This is a genomic window from Paenibacillus sp. MSJ-34, assembly GCF_018918005.1.
In the GTDB taxonomy this organism is placed as follows: domain Bacteria; phylum Bacillota; class Bacilli; order Paenibacillales; family Paenibacillaceae; genus MSJ-34.
On sequence record NZ_JAHLPR010000075.1, the window covers coordinates 1 to 19,255 of the forward strand.

Here is a 19,255-nt window from a genome sequence, read left to right on the forward strand (position 1 = left end):
AGGCGAGAGTTTCCGTTTCAAGCAAGCTATGGAACGAATTCCGATGTAGCCTCGATGCTGGCAAGTGGGCTTGGCACTTTTGGCTGCAAATCTAAGCATTTTCTACTTGCAAAACACAATTCTCTGGCTTATTAAAGCCGATGGTCGCAGTGATAGCTGTCGCAAGTAATCCAAATAGGTTTTTAGTTACAATATCAGTTAAGCCAGATATTTGTTTACTTATTTCATTTGATGTCGTTCTAATGAAATCTTCAACCTGCTTTCTTTCATCTAAGTATGATTTAACGCTCTTCTGAATATACACCCGATAATTCTCTCTTACCATTTCTACAATCTCAGCAGCGTTTTGAAAAAGTAATTCCAGATTCGAATTATTGTCTTCCTTAATGTGAAGGTTAATTATATTTTGAATCAATCCGATTTTGTCTGATGGTTTGACACTGTATGCCCACGAGTAGAGGGAGAAAATTTTATTAATCTGTTCTTTTGTGCACGAGTCTGCAACTACTAATTGGAATTTAGTTTGTTTAAGACCAAAGTATGTCGATTGGTACAATTTCCCACCTTCTAAGTAGTCAGTATTGGACGCAGTAAATGCTACGCACATCGCCGCTGCCTGTTTATTTAAGAATTCGCTTATTTCATTTGAATTGTCATCATCAAAATAAAAAACTTCGGGAGGAAGTAAACATATTTCCTGGTTCCAGCGAATATTATCATTACGTTCTTTAATCTTGTCTTGAGATTCCTTAAAGTACTTCTCTGGTTCTTTGGGCAAAACCCCAAAAACATCAATGTTACCAATGGCAATAAAGTTATTTGAAATCACTGAAGAGTAACTTGTATCATCATAAATTATAATATAGGATTGCTGATCGCGTTTGTTAAAAATAAAATGTTCTAATTCTGCAAAATTCAAACCTTTTAGATTATTTATTAACAGATTTGCTTGAGAAAAAATATGAACATTATAATTACATAAAATATGAGGTGGAACCATTCCTGACTTCTTGATCTCTATTTTTATTTCTATATTTTCATTCAACAAATCAACAGTGCTTGTTAGTAATGGATTCTCGGTCGGTAATGATAGTATGTGATCATCAAGATGAACAGAAAAAACGCTTCCCCATACAGATGCGAATTCAAAAATAAATTGTTCGATCTGTTGCTGTGGTAGCTGGTTTGAATAAACAACATTACTGAGAGTTTCACTCCGATAAGCAAATCCCATTGTTTTTAATAAGTCCATCCACTTCATATAGATCAGTCCAATTTTTTTATTTTCAATCCCTTGATTGTAATATCAGCTACTTCCTCACCTGTTGTTGTATCCTTCCTGCGGACAAAATTGAATTTATCAGGGTCGGTATAAATTGCAGGATCGACCTCTAACTTAGCTCCTTCAAGAGTAATTTGACGCTTTTTAGCATACACTTGAGCTACATCCTGTGATTTAACGAACTCGGCTCTTTTGACTCCGTGACGTTCAAATTCAGCAATTAATGAATCCATATACGACTTCCGCTCGGCTTCGGGCAAGTACTCACTGAATTGTGATTCAACAAATTGCCTGACGTTTATGTTTTCTGTATTGACCACCAAATTAATTGCATTATCAAAAATTGCCTTCTTCTTTTCTGGAGTAATCGCGGCAGACTCGACAAAATTTCTTACACCCTTGATAAAACCTGTCGTATTTCTTTTGGAGTCATCTATTAATTCAACATTTAGGAATTTCTTTTGAAAGAACAGGGAAATGTCAGTTTCATCAGTCTTATTCTTTTGTCTATCCAAAATGATCAATTCAAAATCATCGCTTGAACGTTTAATAAACGCAGCTTTTTGAAGCTTAGTTCCCAATTGAGGCCAGCCGCTACCTAATTTTTTGATACCGATATATCTTCCATGCGGGGTATCTCTGGCTTCGGATATGTAATTAGCTTTGTAGTCGAGCTTGAGTAAGCAAAGATACTCGGTACTGTTACAATTTGCAAGGCATATCGCAACATCGGCTGCAGAGATTGTTTTATTAACCATTGCTGAAAATAAAAGCCTTGCCACTACTTTTGAACCATCAACAAACTTATTTCTCGGATCATCAAGGATGTTATGGCATGCAGTCATTACTTGATTAATGTCTTTATCTAAGAAGTTTGCATAACGTATCCTTCCGTCTTCAATACCACTAATAGTATGCGTTTCAAGAACCGCTTTTAATTCAGTGTCCATTTGTAAAGGAAGATCAGATAAATCAAGTCCAACGTTATTATCTTGCTGGTTGTCAAGTCGATGGATTATTGCCGAATGTAGCTGAAACTGTTCAATTTTCAACATTTTTGTTCGTTCTCCCCTTATTGATCAACTCGTGCCGCGAATAAATATAAGTCCTTGTAGTACAATAGAAAATAATTACCTAGGATGGTGATGCTATTCATGAGACAGTTTAAGGTGTTCATTGAACATGAAGATACGTGGAAACTTTTTGGAATATTCAAGGCCAATGATGGTGAGATGGCATTAGAACTTGCACGATCCTCAAAGAAAGAACTTATAAACCAGTATTCTTTTACAGAGGATGAAATCCCCTATGTTAACATGGAATATGAAGAGCTTCCTTACCAGTAATATACCAGAATTTCCCGTGAGATACTATATTTTTTCAGTTCTTAAGACCTACCCCAATTAAGAAGCCCTTCACTGTCGAATTAGTGAAGAGCTTCTTTAGTTTTGTTTTTATGATTTCAGCTTAGATGCTGGCACTAGTGATCATGTAATTCCTCACTTTTGGGAATTCTATTATTGATTATTAAATAAATCACCTCTACATCCATCTCTTACTTTGTTCCTACCCTAAGCGAGTTTTGATAGTCTAAGGGTAGAGAACAAAGGTACTTCTGCATCCTGAAGATTACTCTGAACCCAATGCTGTTCATCCTAATGAAAAAATTCGATACCGAAATTGTTTTTAAAAGATCTTGGAATTCTAGATTGTTTTGAACAATTGTTGTTACTAAAGAAATCAAAACTTTGGCTGACCAATTAATGTATTTTATGCTCTTCTATGAGCCGGGTATATCTCGTAAAAAATTAGGTTAGCTTTTTCTGCGCATAAACTTTAAGCACCTGATTCTCTTGGATAAGAAAACCAAAGTATGCGAAACAAAAACGACAAACGCGGAGTGGGGTGATGGTGGGATTTTTTTGGAATTTAGCGAATTGGGCATAGGGTAAAAAATTGGTTCGCATTTCTAATGTCCATGGCTTCTCGTGTAACTTGCACAGTATTTTACCCGCTCTTGGATTAGTGCTACTACCTTATTGTAATAATTAGTTATTTGATTTGAGTATACAATAAGGAGCCTACAAAGTTCTTTCGAACTCCATAAGCTCCCATAACTTTCAGTTCATTCGAACCGTCTATCCCTCTCCCAACCGCCGGAACAAATCCTGAAAAATCACATCCCGCCGCACGTTCCACACGTAACGGATCAAGTGCCTGTTAGGGTCTACGCTCCAGCGGAAATCGTCGGAGAGCGCCGGGCTGCTGATCAGCGCGCTTTGGGTCATGCTTTCATGGTTCAGATATCCGATCGTGGCGATGTCCCAGATGGCGCGCGTATAGCCGAAGTGGTTGTCATGGCAGCGCCGGTAGGTTTCATATAAATAGTTGCCGACCGGCCCTTTGTCTTTGACATAATCGCGAATTTCCGACAAGGAAGTTAATAAGTGCGAAGCCACCCCCATGCAAGGAATCAGCACCAACGGCACGCCGCTGTTGAGGACGATCCGCGAGGCTTTCAAGTCCTGGAATAGGTTGAATTCCCGCGTATCCGGCCAATGCAGCCCGTGACCGCCCAGCCAGACGACGACGATTTTCTCGATAATCCGCGGTTCCAGCAAAATCGCCGAAGCGACATTCGTAATCGCCCCGATCGCCACGACGTACAAGGGATCGTCATCCTCCGCCTGCATGGCTCGTTCCACCAGATCGTGGGCGGCCTCGCTTTCGACAGGCATATTCGTGCCTGTTAAATACATCCCCGATCCCCGATAAATCGGCACGTCCCCTTCCCTGCCCAGCACTTTCATGATCCGGTGCAATTCGTCTAAGCTTTTCTCCATCCCGTCGAGCGGCCCGTCGGAAAGCCCATTATGGAACGGCGCCGCATAGAAGGCTTCCACCTGCATCCGTTCGGGAGATTGCAAAGCATAGATCACCGCAAACTGATCGTCGATTTCGTTATACGTGTCGGTATCGATGACCACCCTTATTTTCCCCTGAGGGTAACGCAGTCTTTGCACTAATGTTTCCGTTGATAATTGAGGTACGATCATGGTCGAACATCTCCTTATCTCTATTCTTTAATACCTGTACTCGAAACGCCCTGAATGAAGAACCGCTGCAACGGCAGCAGCAAAACCGTCGGGATGATCACCGCGATAACCGCTAGCGCGAACATCTCGTTCCATAACGTGGCATGTTCGGTCGTAAAATCGCTCAAAGCAACCTGTATCACCCTATATTCCTTCGACCGGGTGGCGATGAGCGGCCACATGAACGACTCCCATTGGGAAATGAACAGCATCAGTCCGGCGCTGACCGTAACCGGTTTGCAGAGCGGCATGATGATGCCGGTATAAATTCTCAACCAGCCGGCCCCGTCCATTCGCGCGGATTCGATCAACGCATCGGGCAGATCCAGAAAAAATTGTCGATACAAAAAGATCACTAGCCCGTTCGCCACAGCCGGCACGATCAAGCCATAATACGTGTCGATCCAGCCGAGCCCATCCACCAAACCGTATAAAGGAATGGCGATCACTTCAAACGGTATCATGAAGGACAGCAGCACGAAGCCGAACAGCGCATTCTTTCCCGGGAAATGAAACTTCGCAAACGCAAACGCCCCCATCGATACTTGCATGTCTTTCATTGTTTAATACCATAGCCACAGGCTCGATTCCTTTTTCCATCAGCAGATGTTTGTTGTAAAATAAAACTTAAGTGAACGTATTCATCAACGTGATGGCAACTTGCTGTCATGCAAGCTGTCAGAATCGAAGATTCGATTCAATTCGACTTCCATTCGAGAGATAACTCGATCGTCTCAACTAATTGACTAAACGGATACTCATCCAGCATGACTTTAATGCCAGGATTCTCTTGTTCGAACCCGGCGATTACCGCTTTCAGACCTGCCTTCTCCCAAACCGAATTCGTGTAATCATCGCAATCTCGGTGGTCGCGCCACTAGTCTCTTTTTGTGTGGCATCTTGCTCTCCGCCCGCCGAACCTCCCAACGAAAGCGGATTTCAACTTTCCTATCGCAATGAATTGTAACAAACGTTTTATTGGAGCCCTTCTACTGATTTTTCAAGCAGACGGAATTTTTGGAAACATTTCGATTCTATTCAGCCTTCGTGCGATGTGAACCCTATTGTACAGCGATCGCATAACTACTCGCTCTTAACGTGGTTGTCTTATTACATCTACAATTCGTGTCCTCAATAGGTATTTTAGAAACTTTTTGTGTCTATTATAGTAATAGGTTGTCCGCGTTTCCTATAATATCAAGCAAGGGGGGATCGCCATGTTCGCCAGAAGATTAGCGGAATTACGAAATCGCAGACATTTAACTCAATACGAGCTTGCGGACCGTTTGCAATTTTCAAGAGCGCAGATCGGCAACTACGAGCAAGGCACAAGAGAACCCGATTTCCAAACCTTGATAACATTTGCGGATTTTTTCGATGTTAGCGTAGACTATTTGCTGGGAAGAACCGACGATCCCATAGCTTCCTTGGGCGGCATGGCTTCCGATGTAGGTGATATTGTCATCTTCAGCGGCCAGAAGGAACAACTTACAAGCAAAGAAGCGGAATTTCTGCAAGAAAGCTTGGCGATGTTCCGCAGGCTGGAAACGAAGTGGGGGTCAGAACGGAGATCGTAATTACATATGCAAGAACATATCAAAGATCGTCAACCTCTTTCTTAAAACATTATGATCCTATCAACTCCAAAAAGCCGGCGAAAAACCGCCGGCTTTTCGTATTAGTACTATCCTCTACAAGCGAACGGACTGGCAACACCATTGCAAACATTCTTTTAGTAAATGAAGCGTGCTCTCGTGAAACAATCCCTCCTGCAGATGCGCCGGCGCAAGGCAACATACTTTGCCGTGGCCGTAAGCGTGCGCCCAACCCGCAATCGATTCTCCGTCCCGGGAAGCGGATCGCAGAAACACATTCGTTTGCGCTTCTTCGCAAGCGACGAAATAATGCTCGTCCACAATATCGAACGGCGCTGCAAGCGGGATCATTCCCTGATCGACTCCTGCATAGGTCACGATGCTATGTTCGTCCGGATGATAGCGAAAGTAGCCTTTCAACATCTCGATATAGCCGGATCCTATTTCATAGGAGGCCAATCCCGCATGCCATGCGAGCCAACCTCCGCCCTGCCGGACATATCGGACGATCGCTTCCTCCGTCTCCGCGTCCATCCACATGTTCGAAGGATCGGCATGCGGGTCGATTCTGTTTTCTTTAAACAATACGACCGCATCCGGCTGCGTACGAAGCGCTTCCAGAAGCTCGGGACAAGAGATATAAGAAATCGTAACCGCCGCGTCCTGAGCAACAAGCATAGCCGCCGCCTTTTCCAAAGCTTCCTTGATCGGCTCCGCAGGATGATAATAGTCCCCCAATAAAGCTATGATCTTTTTCAACGGCCCACCTCCGTTACAATCTGCACCGAATCAAATCACCATCGGCGTTCCTCGATAATCGATAAACACGAAACGCGATGTAACAACTTTCTTTCCTTCGATCAAATCCAGTATCCCATTGGCCGTTACGTACGGATCGATCGCGGCGTCTTGTCCGCCCATATCCGTCTGCATCCAGCCGGGATGAACGGCATAGACCGGAATGCCCGCTTCGCGCAAAGCAACGGACAACTGTTCGGAAAACATGTTTAGCGCCGTCTTGGACATCGAGTAAGCGTAATTCCCGCCAATCGCATTAGTAATGCTGCCTGCTTCGGACGAGATATTTACAATCGACGCCCTCGTTCCTTGCCGCAATAACGGGAGGAAGTATTTCACGACGCGCATCGGTCCGAACACATTGATCTGGAAGGTCCGAACGGTCTCCTCCATGCTGAGCTCTTCAATCGTATGATAACGCTCCGACAACACTCCGGCATTGTTGACAATCGCATCCAATACTTGATAGCGATCGTCTGCCTTCTCGGCCGTAAACCTAACGCTTTCATCGCTGGCGACATCCAGCGGGACCAATGCTACCTGTTGCGGATATCGCTCGCACAGCATTGTCAATTTTTCCGTATTTTGCGCAGGGTTGCGGACTCCCGCCAATACGACATGGCCCCTTTGAACCGCATTCGCCGCCAAAGCCAGCCCCAACCCCCGATTCGCGCCTGTCACCAATATCTTCATTTTAATCGTTCTCCAATAATTCGACGAGTACTTTTAAAGAGTCGGCTGTATCCACATAAGCGTACCGTCCCCCAGTATACTCGCCTTTCTGCAATAGAGGCATCCGATTCCGGTCCAACCATTCCAGCTTGTGCCGCATGCCGTCCACGACGAACGCGATATGATGCGGACCTTCGCCGTTCCGGTCCAGATGATCCCTCCATACGCTAGGCGTCTCGTCGGGTTCGATCAATTCGATTTGCACATTGCCCATCTCGAAAAAAGCGAGTTTGGCCCTGGCATCCGAAGGTTTCCCCTCGTACTCCGTCTTGGCCGCATCGTAATCCCCGGTCCAAAACCATTGAGGCGTCTCCACACCCAGAAAATCAGCGTAAGCCGCGCTCGTTCGTTCAATGTCGCGCACCAAAATTCCGATTTGAGCCACGACGTTTGTTCCTAGCCTGTTATCCCCCATCGCGTTCATCTCCCCGCTTCAACTTCATTCTATGTTATTCTTCGTAACCCCATCTTTTGCTCAATTTAAACAATAGCAACGTAAACGCCAAAGCAATCAAGAGCAGCACCCAGGCCATCGCCGAAGCGTAGCCCATCTTCTGGTATTGAAAAGCGTTCTGGTACAGATAGAGCGAGTAAAACATCGTGGAGCCGTCAGGGCCGCCGTTGGTAATAATAAACGCTTCCGCAAACGATTGAAACATGTTGATGATCCCTGTAATCACGTTAAACAAAATCATAGGCTTTAACATCGGCAGCGTCACATAGAACACTTTCTGTACCGAACCGGCGCCGTCAATCGAAGCGGCCTCATATAACGAATCGGATATCCCTTGCAGTCCGGCTAAATAAATGATGATCATATTGCCCGATCCCCATATGCCCATCAAGATAAAGGAAGGTTTCGACCATGTCGGACTCGCGAACCAACCCGGCCCCTCAATGCCGAAGAAGCCTAGAAACGAATTCACCACCCCGGAATCCGATTGCAGGATCCAGATCCAGAGAATCGCCAAGATCACAAGCGGCACAAGCGTCGGCAAGAAAAATACGACCCGAAAAAAAGCCATTCCTTTAATTCTTTTGTTGTTCAATAAAATGGACACGAAAATGGCAACCGCCGTCATCGCCGTGATTCCGACGAAAATCATATAGAACGTATTCGAAAGCGTCTTATAGAACATGCTGTCGCCGGTAAACAGCTTGATGTAATTCTCGAGACCGATAAACTCGGGCGAGCGAATGATGTTATAGTCCATAAAAGAATAATACAGCGACATCAACAACGGGTAAGCGGTGAACAGAAAGAAGCCGACGATCCAGGGAGAAATAAAAAACAGGGCGTTTCGCAAATCTTTACGTTCTTTGCTCAATCTCACATCCGCTCCCCCTATCCTTTAATCCCGGAAAAAACGACGCCTTGGATAAAATATTTTTGCATAAGAAAGAAAATGAACAACACCGGAAGAGTCATGCTCACCCCTACCGCCATAAGCAGCGGCCAGCGCGGATCGTTGACCGACATGATCTGCTGGACGCCTAAGGAGAGCGTATAGAGCTTATTATCTCCAAGGAAGATGAGCGGTCCGATAAAATCGCCCCATGCTCGAATAAACGTGAAAATGATCACGGTCGTCACCACCGGCATGGATAGCGGCACGATCATTCTCCAATAGTTGCGGAATTCGCTGGCGCCGTCCACCTTTGCCGCCTCCGTCAAATCTTTCGGGATCGTCAAGAAGAACTGCCGCAACAAGAAGATGAAAAACGGATTCCCGAAAAAAGCCGGTACGATCATCGGTAGAAACGTGCCGATCCACCCCATCTTCTGAAACAGAATAAACAGGGGAATCATCGTCACTTGAAAAGGCATCATCATCGTTGCGAGTACAATGACGAATACCGTTTCGCGGTATTTCCATTCGATACGCGCGAAGCCGTATGCGATGAGCGTATTCGACAAGACGGCGCCAACGATGTTGAACCCAGCGATGAACAACGTATTCTTTAAATAAAGCCAGAACGGAAACGCGGTGAATGCGGCGATAAAATTGTCCCAGCGGATGGTCTCCGGAATCCAGATCGGCGGATTGGCGAACAATTCGGAACTGCTCTTCAGCGAACCCGACACCAGCCATAGGAAGGGTACAATAAACGCTAACGAAAAAGCGATGAGCAATACATACACGACTGCCGTCTGCATAGATTCATACGTTTTCCACGATTTGAATTGTCGCGTCCTGTTCCGAGGGGAGTTGGCCCCATTGCGTTCGCAGGATGCTTCCATTCGATCACCCCTTATCGGTTCATGGTCGGGCCATTCGTTATTTTTTCGATCTATCCGCCGTTTCTTGCAAATCCGCCTGAGCCTTCTTGAGCAGTTCGGCAGGATCGCTGTTGTTATAGATCACGCTGTCGCGGATCAGCTTCAACGTATTGGACATTTCATTAGCCACGGAAGACAAGACGGGATGGCCCGATTCCGGATTGGAAGCGACTTTGCGCACAACTTCGTACACCTGGTCTTCCTGCGTATTCCATACGATTTCGTCGCCCGTGTTTTTGTATACGGACAACGACCGCCACATATTGATATTGTCGGCATTAATTCGCGGCTGTGTGGCGTAAACAATGAATTTCATGGCCGCTGCGGGATTTTTCGCCCCTTTCGGAATCGCTAACAAATTGGTCGCCAACGTTGTCGCGTTCTTGCGGCCGCCTTCCGGAGCCGGAATCGGAGCTACCCGATATTCCACATCCGGCGCGTATAGCTTCAGGGCATTGGCGAACCAGTTGCCGTTCACCGTCATCGCGACCTTCCCCGAGAAGAACGGATGATCCGGAGAAAAAGCGCCTCCAAAACCAGATGTAAACGATTTGATTTTTTCCGGATTATATTTCTGGGCATAGGTTTTCATCCAGTTATACATGTCGATTAGCGGCTGGTTATGAATCGTGACTTTGTCGGTTTCGGTATCGTAGAACGTCGCTCCGAAAATCCAACCCAGCAGGAAAGCGTCGTCTCCGCCATCCACCCATGGAATAAACCCGAGCCTTTCGATTTTATTGCCCTCCACTTTGGACAATGCTTGCGCTGCTTGATCCAGCTCCTCGATCGTTGTCGGCGGCCGATCGGGGTCGAGGCCCGCTTCCCTGAACATTTGAACGTTGTAATACAATAAGCTCACATTGGAGTCCATCGGGTAGAAATACGAATGATCCTTATATTTCATAATGGGATGGAACGTTTCGATTAATTCGTCCTTATCGAAACCCATTTCTTCCAAATACGTGTCGATAGGCTCCAGCGCACCTTGCGAAGCTAAGAAGTACCCTCCGTCGTTGGTCTGGATCACATCCGGCGGAGTTCCTCCCGCAATCGCGGCAAGCAATTTCCCGTTGGAAATCCCGCTATCCGGCGGCACGTAGACGGCATTGACCTTGTAACCGGGATGATCCTTCTCAAACTCGGCGATCCGCCATTTGTCCCATGTTTCGGAATCCCCGCCCCACGGATACCAATAAGTGAACTCTTGCATGCCCGCGCTTTCGACCGGCTTTACCGCCGGCGATAAGTCTTCATCGTTTGTCGAAGGATTGGGCTTCGTGTTCGAACCTGCCGAGCATCCGGCCACGGCCAGTGCTAGACTAGCGAATACGATGACGAAAAGACGCATTGTGCTTTTCATAGTGACCTCCTCTTTGTTTTTTTGTGGATCGATGTCTTCTATCGTTGTTCACAGACACTTATCGTGTCTACGAACAATAATATAACCACATATTGTGTCCCTGTCAAGCGTTTATGAAACCATTCGTGTCCTACATGGCAACAAATTTCCTACAATAGCTAGCAATGGAACCTCAAGAGAGCCTTGAAAAAATATAAACTAGACACTTCGATTTTTGGAATTCAGTATTAATGGGTTTTATTCCGGCCGAGTGCTGATGATTTGACAGGAAGAATGAATGATCAACCGCTCGATTTTGCGGAAATGCTTCGGCTGTGAAATGATGCGGTCTTGGAAGGTTAACAAAGAAAACGATACCGATGCTAAGGTACTCGCAGGAAAGTTTGGCGATGTTCGGTAGAATGGAAGAACGTTGGAAGCCAGAACAATGATTATGAATATCTATATGTTTTATCGCAAACTTATTCCTCAGGCTTGTCCTTGCGGTATCTCATGCTAAATTATACGGGGGCGTCTTTCGTCAACGACAAAATCAACTGTACCCCATCCCTCACCCCCTTCGCATAATACCATTCCTTTTCCACCGTCTGGGCATAGAACCACTGTTCCTCCCATTGCAGAAATGCATTTCTTCCTTCTTGCTCAATTTGAGCTTCAATGTGCTCTAACGCTTGCCGGGTCTGCTCGTTTGTCCTTTTGATCTTCGGATCTCCATTCGCCTGCTGCGTAAGCTCGTCGAACCTTTTTTGGAGTGCGTCGGTTAACCATGTGGGTGTCATGGGTGGACTCCTTTCATAACATTTTTGATTATTTATACGCTTTTACGTACCGACTTCATTATTATTATATGATACGCTATTGCGTATAATCAAGTGTTTTTAAATAATTAATGGAGAATTTATTATGGCCAAAAAAATAGTGATTCATATTCCGGCTTTAATTAAGAAACATAATATCTCGCTCAGAGAGTTATCGCGAATGGCAGACGTAAGACATGCTGCTCTTAGTGAGCTTTCCAATGGAAAAAGGGAAAATATTAATTTTAATCATATTGTGAAGATTGCCGAGGCTTTGAATATTAGCGATATTCGTGAAATTATTGATTTGGTCGAGATTGAGGAAGAAAATTAATAAATCATCTTTGGATACTGGATATGTGGGTCTAATCAACATCTGTAACAATTCGTTGCCCATACCCCATTTTATACGCAACCGTTTGTTTCCGTCAAGTGTTTTCGTAACTTTCTGTTGCACGCATTATTATGCAACAAAGAGTTGCGTTATAATAAAGAAAACTATTTTCAAAGGATGATTGCCTTGTTTCCAGATAGATTAGAAAAAATGCGTAAGAAAAGAAAACTAACGCAGCAAAACATGGCCGAACGTTTGGGTATCTCACGACAAGGTTATGGATACTACGAAAAAGGAACAAGAGAACCCGACCTGAAAACGCTTCAAAAAATTGCCGATATCCTGAATACCACAACTGATTTTCTCCTGGGCCGTACAAACGATCCAACCACAACAAGTGATGCCAATAAAACTAACCAACCCAGTGACAATTTCACTTATTTTGGCGGAAATAGAGAAGATTTAACGGAGGATGAAGCGTTAAAATTGAAGGAGCATCTTGAGATGTACAGGGCTTTGAAAGAAAAACGTAAGAGGGAGAGAGTAAGGTAACTACAACCTAAATTTGCTGAAGGTTTTAGCAACTACTCCCCATTATGATCTCCATGAAAATAATCGCTGCAATGTAGTTCATAACGTAAATTACTACAATATTTGTTTTTTATGAAAGAAATAAATCACGTTCATTTCTCTTATCATTTTTAAAATGTCATTGTTCGGGATATATTTTAAATTTTTTCTTTTGAATCAGCTTTTTAATGACCACCAAGAAAGGATACAGGATTAATGATCAAATATCGAATGGGACACAAGGAATCGAAACCTACAAAATCAAGTAGTTTTTCCTTGGCTAATTTATTGTTTTAAAAGGGGTTTTTAATAAATTGTCGAAATTCATATAGGACTTTTTTATCAACTTGAGACAGGAGGACTAAATTTGGAGGAATTACGATGGTTTATCTCTATCTTGAGTAATAATGATTATCACAAACTGGTGAGACTAATTCCTGGCTTTCCAAATGACATGAGGAGCCCAGGAGATTTAAAAAAACATTTTGAAGCAGCTTTATCAAGGGGATTTTTTAAGCGGACCACATCTCGGAGGCGAGTAAAATCTCCCCAAATACATATTCGAGACCTTTATATTAAAATTGGTAGTGATCTACTGAAAAAAAAGTCACATCTCGAAATCCGAAATAATATAGATGAACTTATTGTTCTCTTAGCAAATGAACCTAGAATTGAACCATATCAGCAAATCTCGCTTATTTACACACTATATAAAGATGATTTCGATATTCTCTTAGAGAAGATTATTGCAGGTTCAAAAGAATATAAAAGTATATTAGAGTGCTTTTCAATTTCATCATCACCATTAGATCGTGTCAAAATCTTATTAAGGAATGGAAAAGGTGATATATTTGAAACTTTGAGCCCAAATATACAAGATCTTATTACTCGATTGATTCCAGACTATTCTTGCAACGAATGTACTAACGATAATGAATTATTCTCCGGATTACAAAAAGAAAACTCTCTTGGAAGACTAGCCCTAGTATTTAATTACTTATTAGCGGAGAATCGATATAAGAATGACGTATACTCTTCCCTAGTTCAATATGTGATTGATGCTTACTATCGAATTCTTTTGGAAGAAGAGGAGAAGCAATATATTGAACAGGGGAGGCTTCTAAAATCAATGAATGAAAAAATAGAGGAGCTTACAGATCATTATAATAAAACAACTATAGAGTATGAGCAACTCAATAACAGTTATCACGATTCTTTAATCGAATTAAAAGATTTAAAAATGGAACTTTCAGTATTGCGTAATACATCTCAAATACAATTAGCAAATAATAATAACTTGATGCATGAGGTAGGAGAGCTACAACAACAACTGATGATTTTTCAAGAGTTAATACAATATATTGAGGGAATAAAGGGTGAATTAAAAGTCTTGTTTGTATCTGATGACCCGGATTTTATTTCTAATTTACTGATGATCGATAGTGCATCTGCCCATGACGTAATAACGTGGGGAAAAACAAAATGGGGTAAATATTCTAACCACATTGTATATATTAATAGAAACTCATTCTCTAATAGCTCTGAATGGATTGCGCTCGAAAAAACTTTAAGAAAACACTCTATTAGATATGCGGAGATAGTTGGTTATGATGAAATTGGTCATTTAACACAAATCATTAATTCTATGTTAGGAGTCGATGTACATGTTGACGAAATCACCTATTGATTTAAAAGATCTTAGAGATATTAATCACTGCTTAGTTTTAGGAAAACTAGCAAACCCTATAGATTCGGTCATTCCAGGTCTTGGAGAGACAAGAGATTCGATTACCAAACATATCTCTAATAATAACTTAATTTTATATGTTCAAGCCATTTCTCGGGAGCCAAAACTATTTAGCGAACAATTACATAAAGATCCTAAAACTGTTTATATTACATTTGATGATAATAACCAAGCATTTTTAAGATCAATCAAATACTACGATGCATCCGATAAATTACAGTACTTACGGGAATACCTAGATAATAAGTTAATCTTGTTTAAACCGAAATTACGTGAACGTAAGTCTGAGGGCCCTGAGCAATATCATTATAATTTCGATATCGTTTGGGTAGGAGATCAAGTAGATGCCGACTTTTATGTACCGGTTCCGAGAGTTGAAAGAGATTTATCCTCCCAACGATTTGATACATTCTTAAAAGATAAGAAGCCTTTCAGAATTCCATCGTACCCTAATTTGATGGAAACACCTGAATTTTTACTATGTGAAAAGTATTTATACTATATTCCGAAGCCAGATATAATTACATCGGTAAATATACGAACAACATATTATTGTCAAGACCCCAATATCGTTAAAAAAATTGAAATACCTCATGATTGGGACGAAAAAACGAGAGCAGCACACCCTGATTTTGTTTTTATACCAGACGTTTATGCCGGAGAGCTTCGTTCCATTTTTGATAAAAACGGTTTTCCAATTACAATTAAAGATCTGCCGGATGTGACTTCTACTCAAAAATTAACGAAACTAAATGATCGTTCATCTGAGGGTGATGTATTGTCAGTCACAAAGGAACGTGTCATTAAGGAATACGAGTTTATTAATAAATTACGCTATCTTGCCCATGAGGAACGACTTGTATATGAGGAAGCCGATCTATATAATTTTCACGTCGCTTTAAAGACAAATTTTGTAACTATACTAGGAGGTATGTCTGGCACTGGAAAGACAAAATTGGCCTTGTTGTATGCTAAGGCTTTAGGACTTGTAAATGGTGACAATCTTTTAGTTATTCCGGTTAGTCCTTCGTACTCTGAACCCTCAGATATTTTGGGCTATCTGAATCAACAACTAGGGATTTATATAGAAAGCGAAACTGGTTTAGTCTCATTCCTTCAAAGAGCTGAATTACAACCAGAAAAAATGTTCATGGTGATTTTCGATGAGATGAATCTCGGACAAGTAGAACACTACTTTAGTCCTTTTATCTCTTTACTTGAAATGGACGATGAGGATCGAAAGTTATCTTTATTTAGCGACAATGCAATATGTAGAGATAAAACAATCAAAAGTAAAATCAGAATCGGAAGAAACATATTATTTGTTGGGACTGCAAATTTTGACGAAACTACTAAGGATTTCAGTAAACGTCTACTAGATCGCGCTAATGTTATTCATTTACAAAAATATAACTTTCAGGATGCTAAGAATAAAGAATTCATTGGTGATAAGCCAAACGTCAATCAACAAATAAGTAGTGAGATTTTTAATAAAAAATGGACTTGTGAATCACAAGGATTGAATGGGCTAGAATATGAAGAAGTAGAATTACTGGATAGACTTCATGAAAAACTTCGTAATGCGGACGCTCAAACCGGTGTATCCTTTCGCATTTTCAAAGGCGTCGGGGACTATCTTGGTAATATTCCTGAAGATGAAAATGGGACCCCGATGTTATCAAGATCGCTCGCATTGGATTACCAAATTCGACAAAGAATACTAACAAAAATAAGAGGACATCGAGAACAAATTGAATCACTTGTGGGTTATTATGATTTTCAGAAAGATGTTTACAACGAAGGTGACTTATCTTTGCTTTTCCGTGATGAAGGTTGGGACTTCCCTTATTCTCGTGAGTTTTTGATACAAAAAGCGAAAGAGTTGACTCGCAATGGCTATGCATATTAAAGATAACCTACCATTCAATATTGAGCTTTTATACTCTCCTTATTCAAACGATGGGAGAAGATTTATTCCAGTATTTTGGGAAACTGAACAAGAAATTGACAAGAACGAATTAATAGAGATTCGTGAAATGGTACCACTTTATATAAATTTTTATACTACTGAAACAACAGAGCTGAGCCAACTGATTATTGAGACCTCCCGCTTCAATGAAGATGGAGAAATAAATAACATAGTAATTTCATCAAATACATTAGAGCCAGTCCCCTTATTTGTACGGGAGTTTCAAAATACCGAAAATTCTGATTTCCCCTGGAGAATGGGGTATTACATGCTGAATGTACAATACAACGGAAAACTTTATTATTCCGGTATTCAAGTCACTCCCAACAATTTGTCACTTCAACAAGTACGGTGGATACATCAAGCTCTGGAGGAGATAACTTCTGGTATTTGTTATGAATTAATCTTAAGTCAAAAAGGGTATTCAGATGATAACCTTACAGATACCCCTGACAAATGGTACTATGACTATATTCGCTGGATTTTAAGTGAGAAACAAAATTTGTTAGCTTGTATAGAGTATATACGTCTGCACTGGCATGAAGAGATAAGTACTCAATACATTGTTTCAAATAGAGGTGGAAAGCAAGATACTCGAACAGAAAAGTGGTCCCAATCTTATAGTGGTATTTCGTATAATAAAGGGATCCAGCCAGTAGAGTATGAGTTAATTAAAAAGAAAAAACTTGAAAAAAATAATCCACAAAATCAGTGGATTAAAAACATTTTAACACGATGGAAAGCGATGCTATTCACTATCCATGAATTAGTGGAAAATGATATTGAACTAGTAGAAAAAGAAATTCGCAAAAATGAAGAGCAGAAGAATTTAGTTATTCAAAGGTTGGAAGGAATCAACAAAAAGAACGATGTGCCTGAGGGTTTTAAAAATGATCAAAAAACTGTATTACACTCAATCAACAACCAAATTACAAAGTTAAAAAAATGGAGATCCACATTATTCAATTGGAATCAAGCTGTTTTACTTTTAAATGGACTTTTTGCTTATGTACTGCATTCTCAAATTTTCAGGAGGATTGACACAAATAATAGAAAACCTTTTCTTAAAAATCGATACTATTTTCTGTTTAATGAATTATTTGAACAAGGAAATCAAATTAAAAGGACAGATGGAGACATACGTCAATATAAGTCCATACTTAAACCTACTTGGCAAATTTATGAGTATTTTTGCTTATTTCAGGTCCTTAATGGATTAAGAAAGATCGGTTTCCTTCCATTATATGGATTGCCGGACGACATTTCTGATTTGCAAAAACAAGGAATTAAACAGGGGACTAAGTATATTTTCTCTCATGAAGTTGGAGAAATTCATATCTATTATGGTACACTCCTACCATTTTCCCCCGAGGATGCAACGAGTACAGATAGATTTTATTCACAAAGCAGTCACCGTTGGCCTGATTTACGATTGGATTTTTATAAAAGAACTAGTACTGGGGGAGTTGAATATAGTTTGCACAGCATGGTATTTGACGCAAAACTCTCCAAATTCAAATACTTATACCGTGCTGATATTCCCAACAAAGCATTTACACAATTAAACTCCTATACTGCGATTCAGCATTTGGATAGCTTGCGTTCAGTAGTAGACCGTGTTTGTTGTTTATTTGCAGGGGGAGAGGACGATAAAGAAATAAGAAAAGTACATTCTGTTACTTTTATTCGCCTCTGTCCTATACAAGACCAGGCTATGGATCAAGGATTGGTTCTAGGGTATTCTGCTTTAGTAAACTTTATTCGTGAGTGGTTGATTCAAGATATTGGTTTAAATGATATTAATTTTTGATAAAAACATCTTTTTACAATGAAAAACGATTCCCGGTCATAATACTGATTAAGATTACCTAAACATCGCTTATAATGACGCCTATAGCTTGCATAGCTTATTTCATAAATAAATACAATTAAATCAGGATATCTAGAAAGATTTGGAAAGTAAATATTCTCCAAGCTAAGAACGTCATACTGCCAAGTAAGGGGTGTTGGTTTCCCTCCCCCTTACTTCAACAATTTGTTTACAACATTAACCTTCTAAAATCAATAATATCTCTCGGTCAAATAGGTAATAGCATCAGAATAACCTCAGATTACGGATTATCGCTGTCCTGGATCTGGGTCAAGTTTAAAAAAAGTTTATCTTAATCCCCTATATCCTATTATCATTATTGACATCCCAATACTAGCCAAAACCACAAAATCATTAAATGCAGCTTCCCAAACATTAGGCATGTGAGGAAGTATCATTATCGAAAATCCGCCCAGAAAATAACATGCAACAGTAATTAACCGTTTAACTTTTGAATTTATTTTTTTTCTTTGATCGGTTTTTTCTACATTATTTAAATATTCTCCCGCATCCGCTAAAACTAAAAATAAAGCCGCTATAGAGTAACTTGAAATAAACTTACTATCAATCTGTATCCAGTTAAAAAATCTAAGTATAGAGAGAAGACATACATTAACTCCAATAATAAAAGCAAAATATCGACTTAATGGCAAAATATGAATACTCCCTTCAAAATAACTCTTCCATTAAATAATCCATATAGTGTTATTGCTAACGCATAATGTCCGGAGATTGATGGTGTAAGTTATCCTGCTATTGACGGTTAATCTGACCGCATCCGGATATACGAGAGGGGGAATTATGATAATTCTCCCTGAATGA

Annotated in this window: 19 protein-coding genes; 7 read left to right on the plus strand and 12 right to left on the minus strand. The window is 41.1% G+C overall.

From position 1 onward, the window contains the following. Positions 1-91: 91 nt before the first annotated feature. Both KQI79_RS25710 and KQI79_RS25715 read right to left on the minus strand, forming a co-directional pair. Positions 92-1,261, minus strand: a complete 1,170-nt coding sequence (locus KQI79_RS25710; RefSeq protein WP_216541198.1) for a hypothetical protein — start codon at positions 1,259-1,261, stop codon at positions 92-94. Between the two features lie 5 nt (positions 1,262-1,266). Continuing rightward, the gene (locus tag KQI79_RS25715; protein ID WP_216541199.1) at positions 1,267-2,337 is read right to left on the minus strand and encodes a nucleoid-associated protein; all 1,071 of its coding nucleotides are present in this window, start codon (positions 2,335-2,337) and stop codon (positions 1,267-1,269) included. A 99-nt stretch (positions 2,338-2,436) separates the two neighbouring features. Here KQI79_RS25715 and KQI79_RS25720 point away from each other — a divergent pair, with 99 nt between their 5' ends. Then, entirely contained in the window at positions 2,437-2,628 is a 192-nt protein-coding gene (locus KQI79_RS25720; RefSeq protein WP_216541200.1) for a hypothetical protein, read from the plus strand. A gap of 792 nt (positions 2,629-3,420) precedes the next feature. On the opposite strand, the gene KQI79_RS25725 is transcribed toward KQI79_RS25720, so the two are convergent. Together KQI79_RS25725 and KQI79_RS25730 are read right to left on the minus strand one after the other, a co-directional pair. Beyond that, positions 3,421-4,338: a nucleoside hydrolase gene (locus KQI79_RS25725; protein WP_216541201.1), complete on the minus strand. Its 918-nt coding sequence runs from the start codon at positions 4,336-4,338 to the stop codon at positions 3,421-3,423. Between the two features lie 20 nt (positions 4,339-4,358). Next, positions 4,359-4,937, minus strand: coding sequence for a carbohydrate ABC transporter permease (locus KQI79_RS25730; RefSeq protein ID WP_216541202.1), 579 nt, complete (start codon positions 4,935-4,937; stop codon positions 4,359-4,361). 657 nt (positions 4,938-5,594) lie between these two features. On the opposite strand from KQI79_RS25730, the gene KQI79_RS25735 reads away from it, so the two are divergent. Beyond that, entirely contained in the window at positions 5,595-5,954 is a 360-nt protein-coding gene (locus KQI79_RS25735) for a helix-turn-helix domain-containing protein (protein WP_216541203.1), read from the plus strand. Between the two features lie 114 nt (positions 5,955-6,068). Here the strand turns inward: KQI79_RS25735 and KQI79_RS25740 are convergent, their stop codons facing one another. From KQI79_RS25740 to KQI79_RS25770, 7 genes are all read right to left on the minus strand, one after another. Beyond that, entirely contained in the window at positions 6,069-6,731 is a 663-nt protein-coding gene (locus KQI79_RS25740) for a ThuA domain-containing protein (protein WP_216541204.1), read from the minus strand. A 30-nt stretch (positions 6,732-6,761) separates the two neighbouring features. Further along, the gene (locus tag KQI79_RS25745; RefSeq protein WP_216541205.1) at positions 6,762-7,463 is read right to left on the minus strand and encodes an SDR family oxidoreductase; all 702 of its coding nucleotides are present in this window, start codon (positions 7,461-7,463) and stop codon (positions 6,762-6,764) included. Between the two features lies 1 nt (position 7,464). Beyond that, entirely contained in the window at positions 7,465-7,917 is a 453-nt protein-coding gene (locus KQI79_RS25750) for a VOC family protein (protein ID WP_216541206.1), read from the minus strand. Positions 7,918-7,951: 34 nt separating this feature from the next. After that, positions 7,952-8,836 carry a carbohydrate ABC transporter permease gene (locus KQI79_RS25755; RefSeq protein ID WP_367398243.1) on the minus strand — a complete coding sequence of 295 codons (885 nt, stop codon included), beginning with the start codon at positions 8,834-8,836 and terminating at the stop codon, positions 7,952-7,954. An 11-nt stretch (positions 8,837-8,847) separates the two neighbouring features. Then, positions 8,848-9,744 (minus strand): carbohydrate ABC transporter permease, encoded by an 897-nt coding sequence (locus KQI79_RS25760; protein WP_216541207.1) that lies wholly within the window; start codon positions 9,742-9,744, stop codon positions 8,848-8,850. A gap of 37 nt (positions 9,745-9,781) precedes the next feature. After that, a complete protein-coding gene (locus tag KQI79_RS25765) occupies positions 9,782-11,146 on the minus strand; it encodes an ABC transporter substrate-binding protein (RefSeq protein WP_216541208.1) in 1,365 nt (454 codons plus the stop codon). Between the two features lie 500 nt (positions 11,147-11,646). Next, entirely contained in the window at positions 11,647-11,925 is a 279-nt protein-coding gene (locus KQI79_RS25770; protein ID WP_216541209.1) for a hypothetical protein, read from the minus strand. A 124-nt stretch (positions 11,926-12,049) separates the two neighbouring features. Here KQI79_RS25770 and KQI79_RS25775 point away from each other — a divergent pair, with 124 nt between their 5' ends. The 5 genes from KQI79_RS25775 (at position 12,050) to KQI79_RS25795 (ending at position 18,373) form a co-directional block, all read left to right on the plus strand. Next, positions 12,050-12,277 carry a helix-turn-helix domain-containing protein gene (locus KQI79_RS25775; protein ID WP_216541210.1) on the plus strand — a complete coding sequence of 76 codons (228 nt, stop codon included), beginning with the start codon at positions 12,050-12,052 and terminating at the stop codon, positions 12,275-12,277. Positions 12,278-12,463: 186 nt separating this feature from the next. After that, positions 12,464-12,829 (plus strand): helix-turn-helix domain-containing protein, encoded by a 366-nt coding sequence (locus KQI79_RS25780; protein WP_216541211.1) that lies wholly within the window; start codon positions 12,464-12,466, stop codon positions 12,827-12,829. Between the two features lie 385 nt (positions 12,830-13,214). Then, positions 13,215-14,534 carry a coiled-coil domain-containing protein gene (locus KQI79_RS25785; protein WP_216541212.1) on the plus strand — a complete coding sequence of 440 codons (1,320 nt, stop codon included), beginning with the start codon at positions 13,215-13,217 and terminating at the stop codon, positions 14,532-14,534. Then, a complete protein-coding gene (locus KQI79_RS25790) occupies positions 14,512-16,503 on the plus strand; it encodes an McrB family protein (protein ID WP_216541213.1) in 1,992 nt (663 codons plus the stop codon). The genes KQI79_RS25785 and KQI79_RS25790 overlap by 23 nt, the downstream gene beginning before the upstream one ends. Then, the gene (locus tag KQI79_RS25795) at positions 16,487-18,373 is read left to right on the plus strand and encodes a hypothetical protein (protein ID WP_216541214.1); all 1,887 of its coding nucleotides are present in this window, start codon (positions 16,487-16,489) and stop codon (positions 18,371-18,373) included. Before KQI79_RS25790 ends, KQI79_RS25795 begins: the two co-directional genes overlap by 17 nt. Before the next feature lie 347 nt (positions 18,374-18,720). On the opposite strand, the gene KQI79_RS25800 is transcribed toward KQI79_RS25795, so the two are convergent. Then, positions 18,721-19,086 (minus strand): hypothetical protein, encoded by a 366-nt coding sequence (locus KQI79_RS25800; protein WP_216541215.1) that lies wholly within the window; start codon positions 19,084-19,086, stop codon positions 18,721-18,723. Between the last annotated feature and the right edge of the window lie 169 nt (positions 19,087-19,255).

Bases quoted from the DNA above. Each gene is read 5' to 3' on its own strand.
- KQI79_RS25710 (WP_216541198.1), bottom strand. From the start codon at position 1,261: ATGAAGTGGATGGACTTATTAAAAACAATGGGATTTGCTTATCGGAGT.
- KQI79_RS25715 (WP_216541199.1), bottom strand. From the start codon at position 2,337: ATGTTGAAAATTGAACAGTTTCAGCTACATTCGGCAATAATCCATCGA.
- KQI79_RS25720 (WP_216541200.1), top strand. From the start codon at position 2,437: ATGAGACAGTTTAAGGTGTTCATTGAACATGAAGATACGTGGAAACTT.
- KQI79_RS25725 (WP_216541201.1), bottom strand. From the start codon at position 4,338: ATGATCGTACCTCAATTATCAACGGAAACATTAGTGCAAAGACTGCGT.
- KQI79_RS25730 (WP_216541202.1), bottom strand. From the start codon at position 4,937: ATGAAAGACATGCAAGTATCGATGGGGGCGTTTGCGTTTGCGAAGTTT.
- KQI79_RS25735 (WP_216541203.1), top strand. From the start codon at position 5,595: ATGTTCGCCAGAAGATTAGCGGAATTACGAAATCGCAGACATTTAACT.
- KQI79_RS25745 (WP_216541205.1), bottom strand. From the start codon at position 7,463: ATGAAGATATTGGTGACAGGCGCGAATCGGGGGTTGGGGCTGGCTTTG.
- KQI79_RS25750 (WP_216541206.1), bottom strand. From the start codon at position 7,917: ATGGGGGATAACAGGCTAGGAACAAACGTCGTGGCTCAAATCGGAATT.
- KQI79_RS25760 (WP_216541207.1), bottom strand. From the start codon at position 9,744: ATGGAAGCATCCTGCGAACGCAATGGGGCCAACTCCCCTCGGAACAGG.
- KQI79_RS25765 (WP_216541208.1), bottom strand. From the start codon at position 11,146: ATGAAAAGCACAATGCGTCTTTTCGTCATCGTATTCGCTAGTCTAGCA.
- KQI79_RS25770 (WP_216541209.1), bottom strand. From the start codon at position 11,925: ATGACACCCACATGGTTAACCGACGCACTCCAAAAAAGGTTCGACGAG.
- KQI79_RS25775 (WP_216541210.1), top strand. From the start codon at position 12,050: ATGGCCAAAAAAATAGTGATTCATATTCCGGCTTTAATTAAGAAACAT.
- KQI79_RS25790 (WP_216541213.1), top strand. From the start codon at position 14,512: ATGTTGACGAAATCACCTATTGATTTAAAAGATCTTAGAGATATTAAT.
- KQI79_RS25795 (WP_216541214.1), top strand. From the start codon at position 16,487: ATGGCTATGCATATTAAAGATAACCTACCATTCAATATTGAGCTTTTA.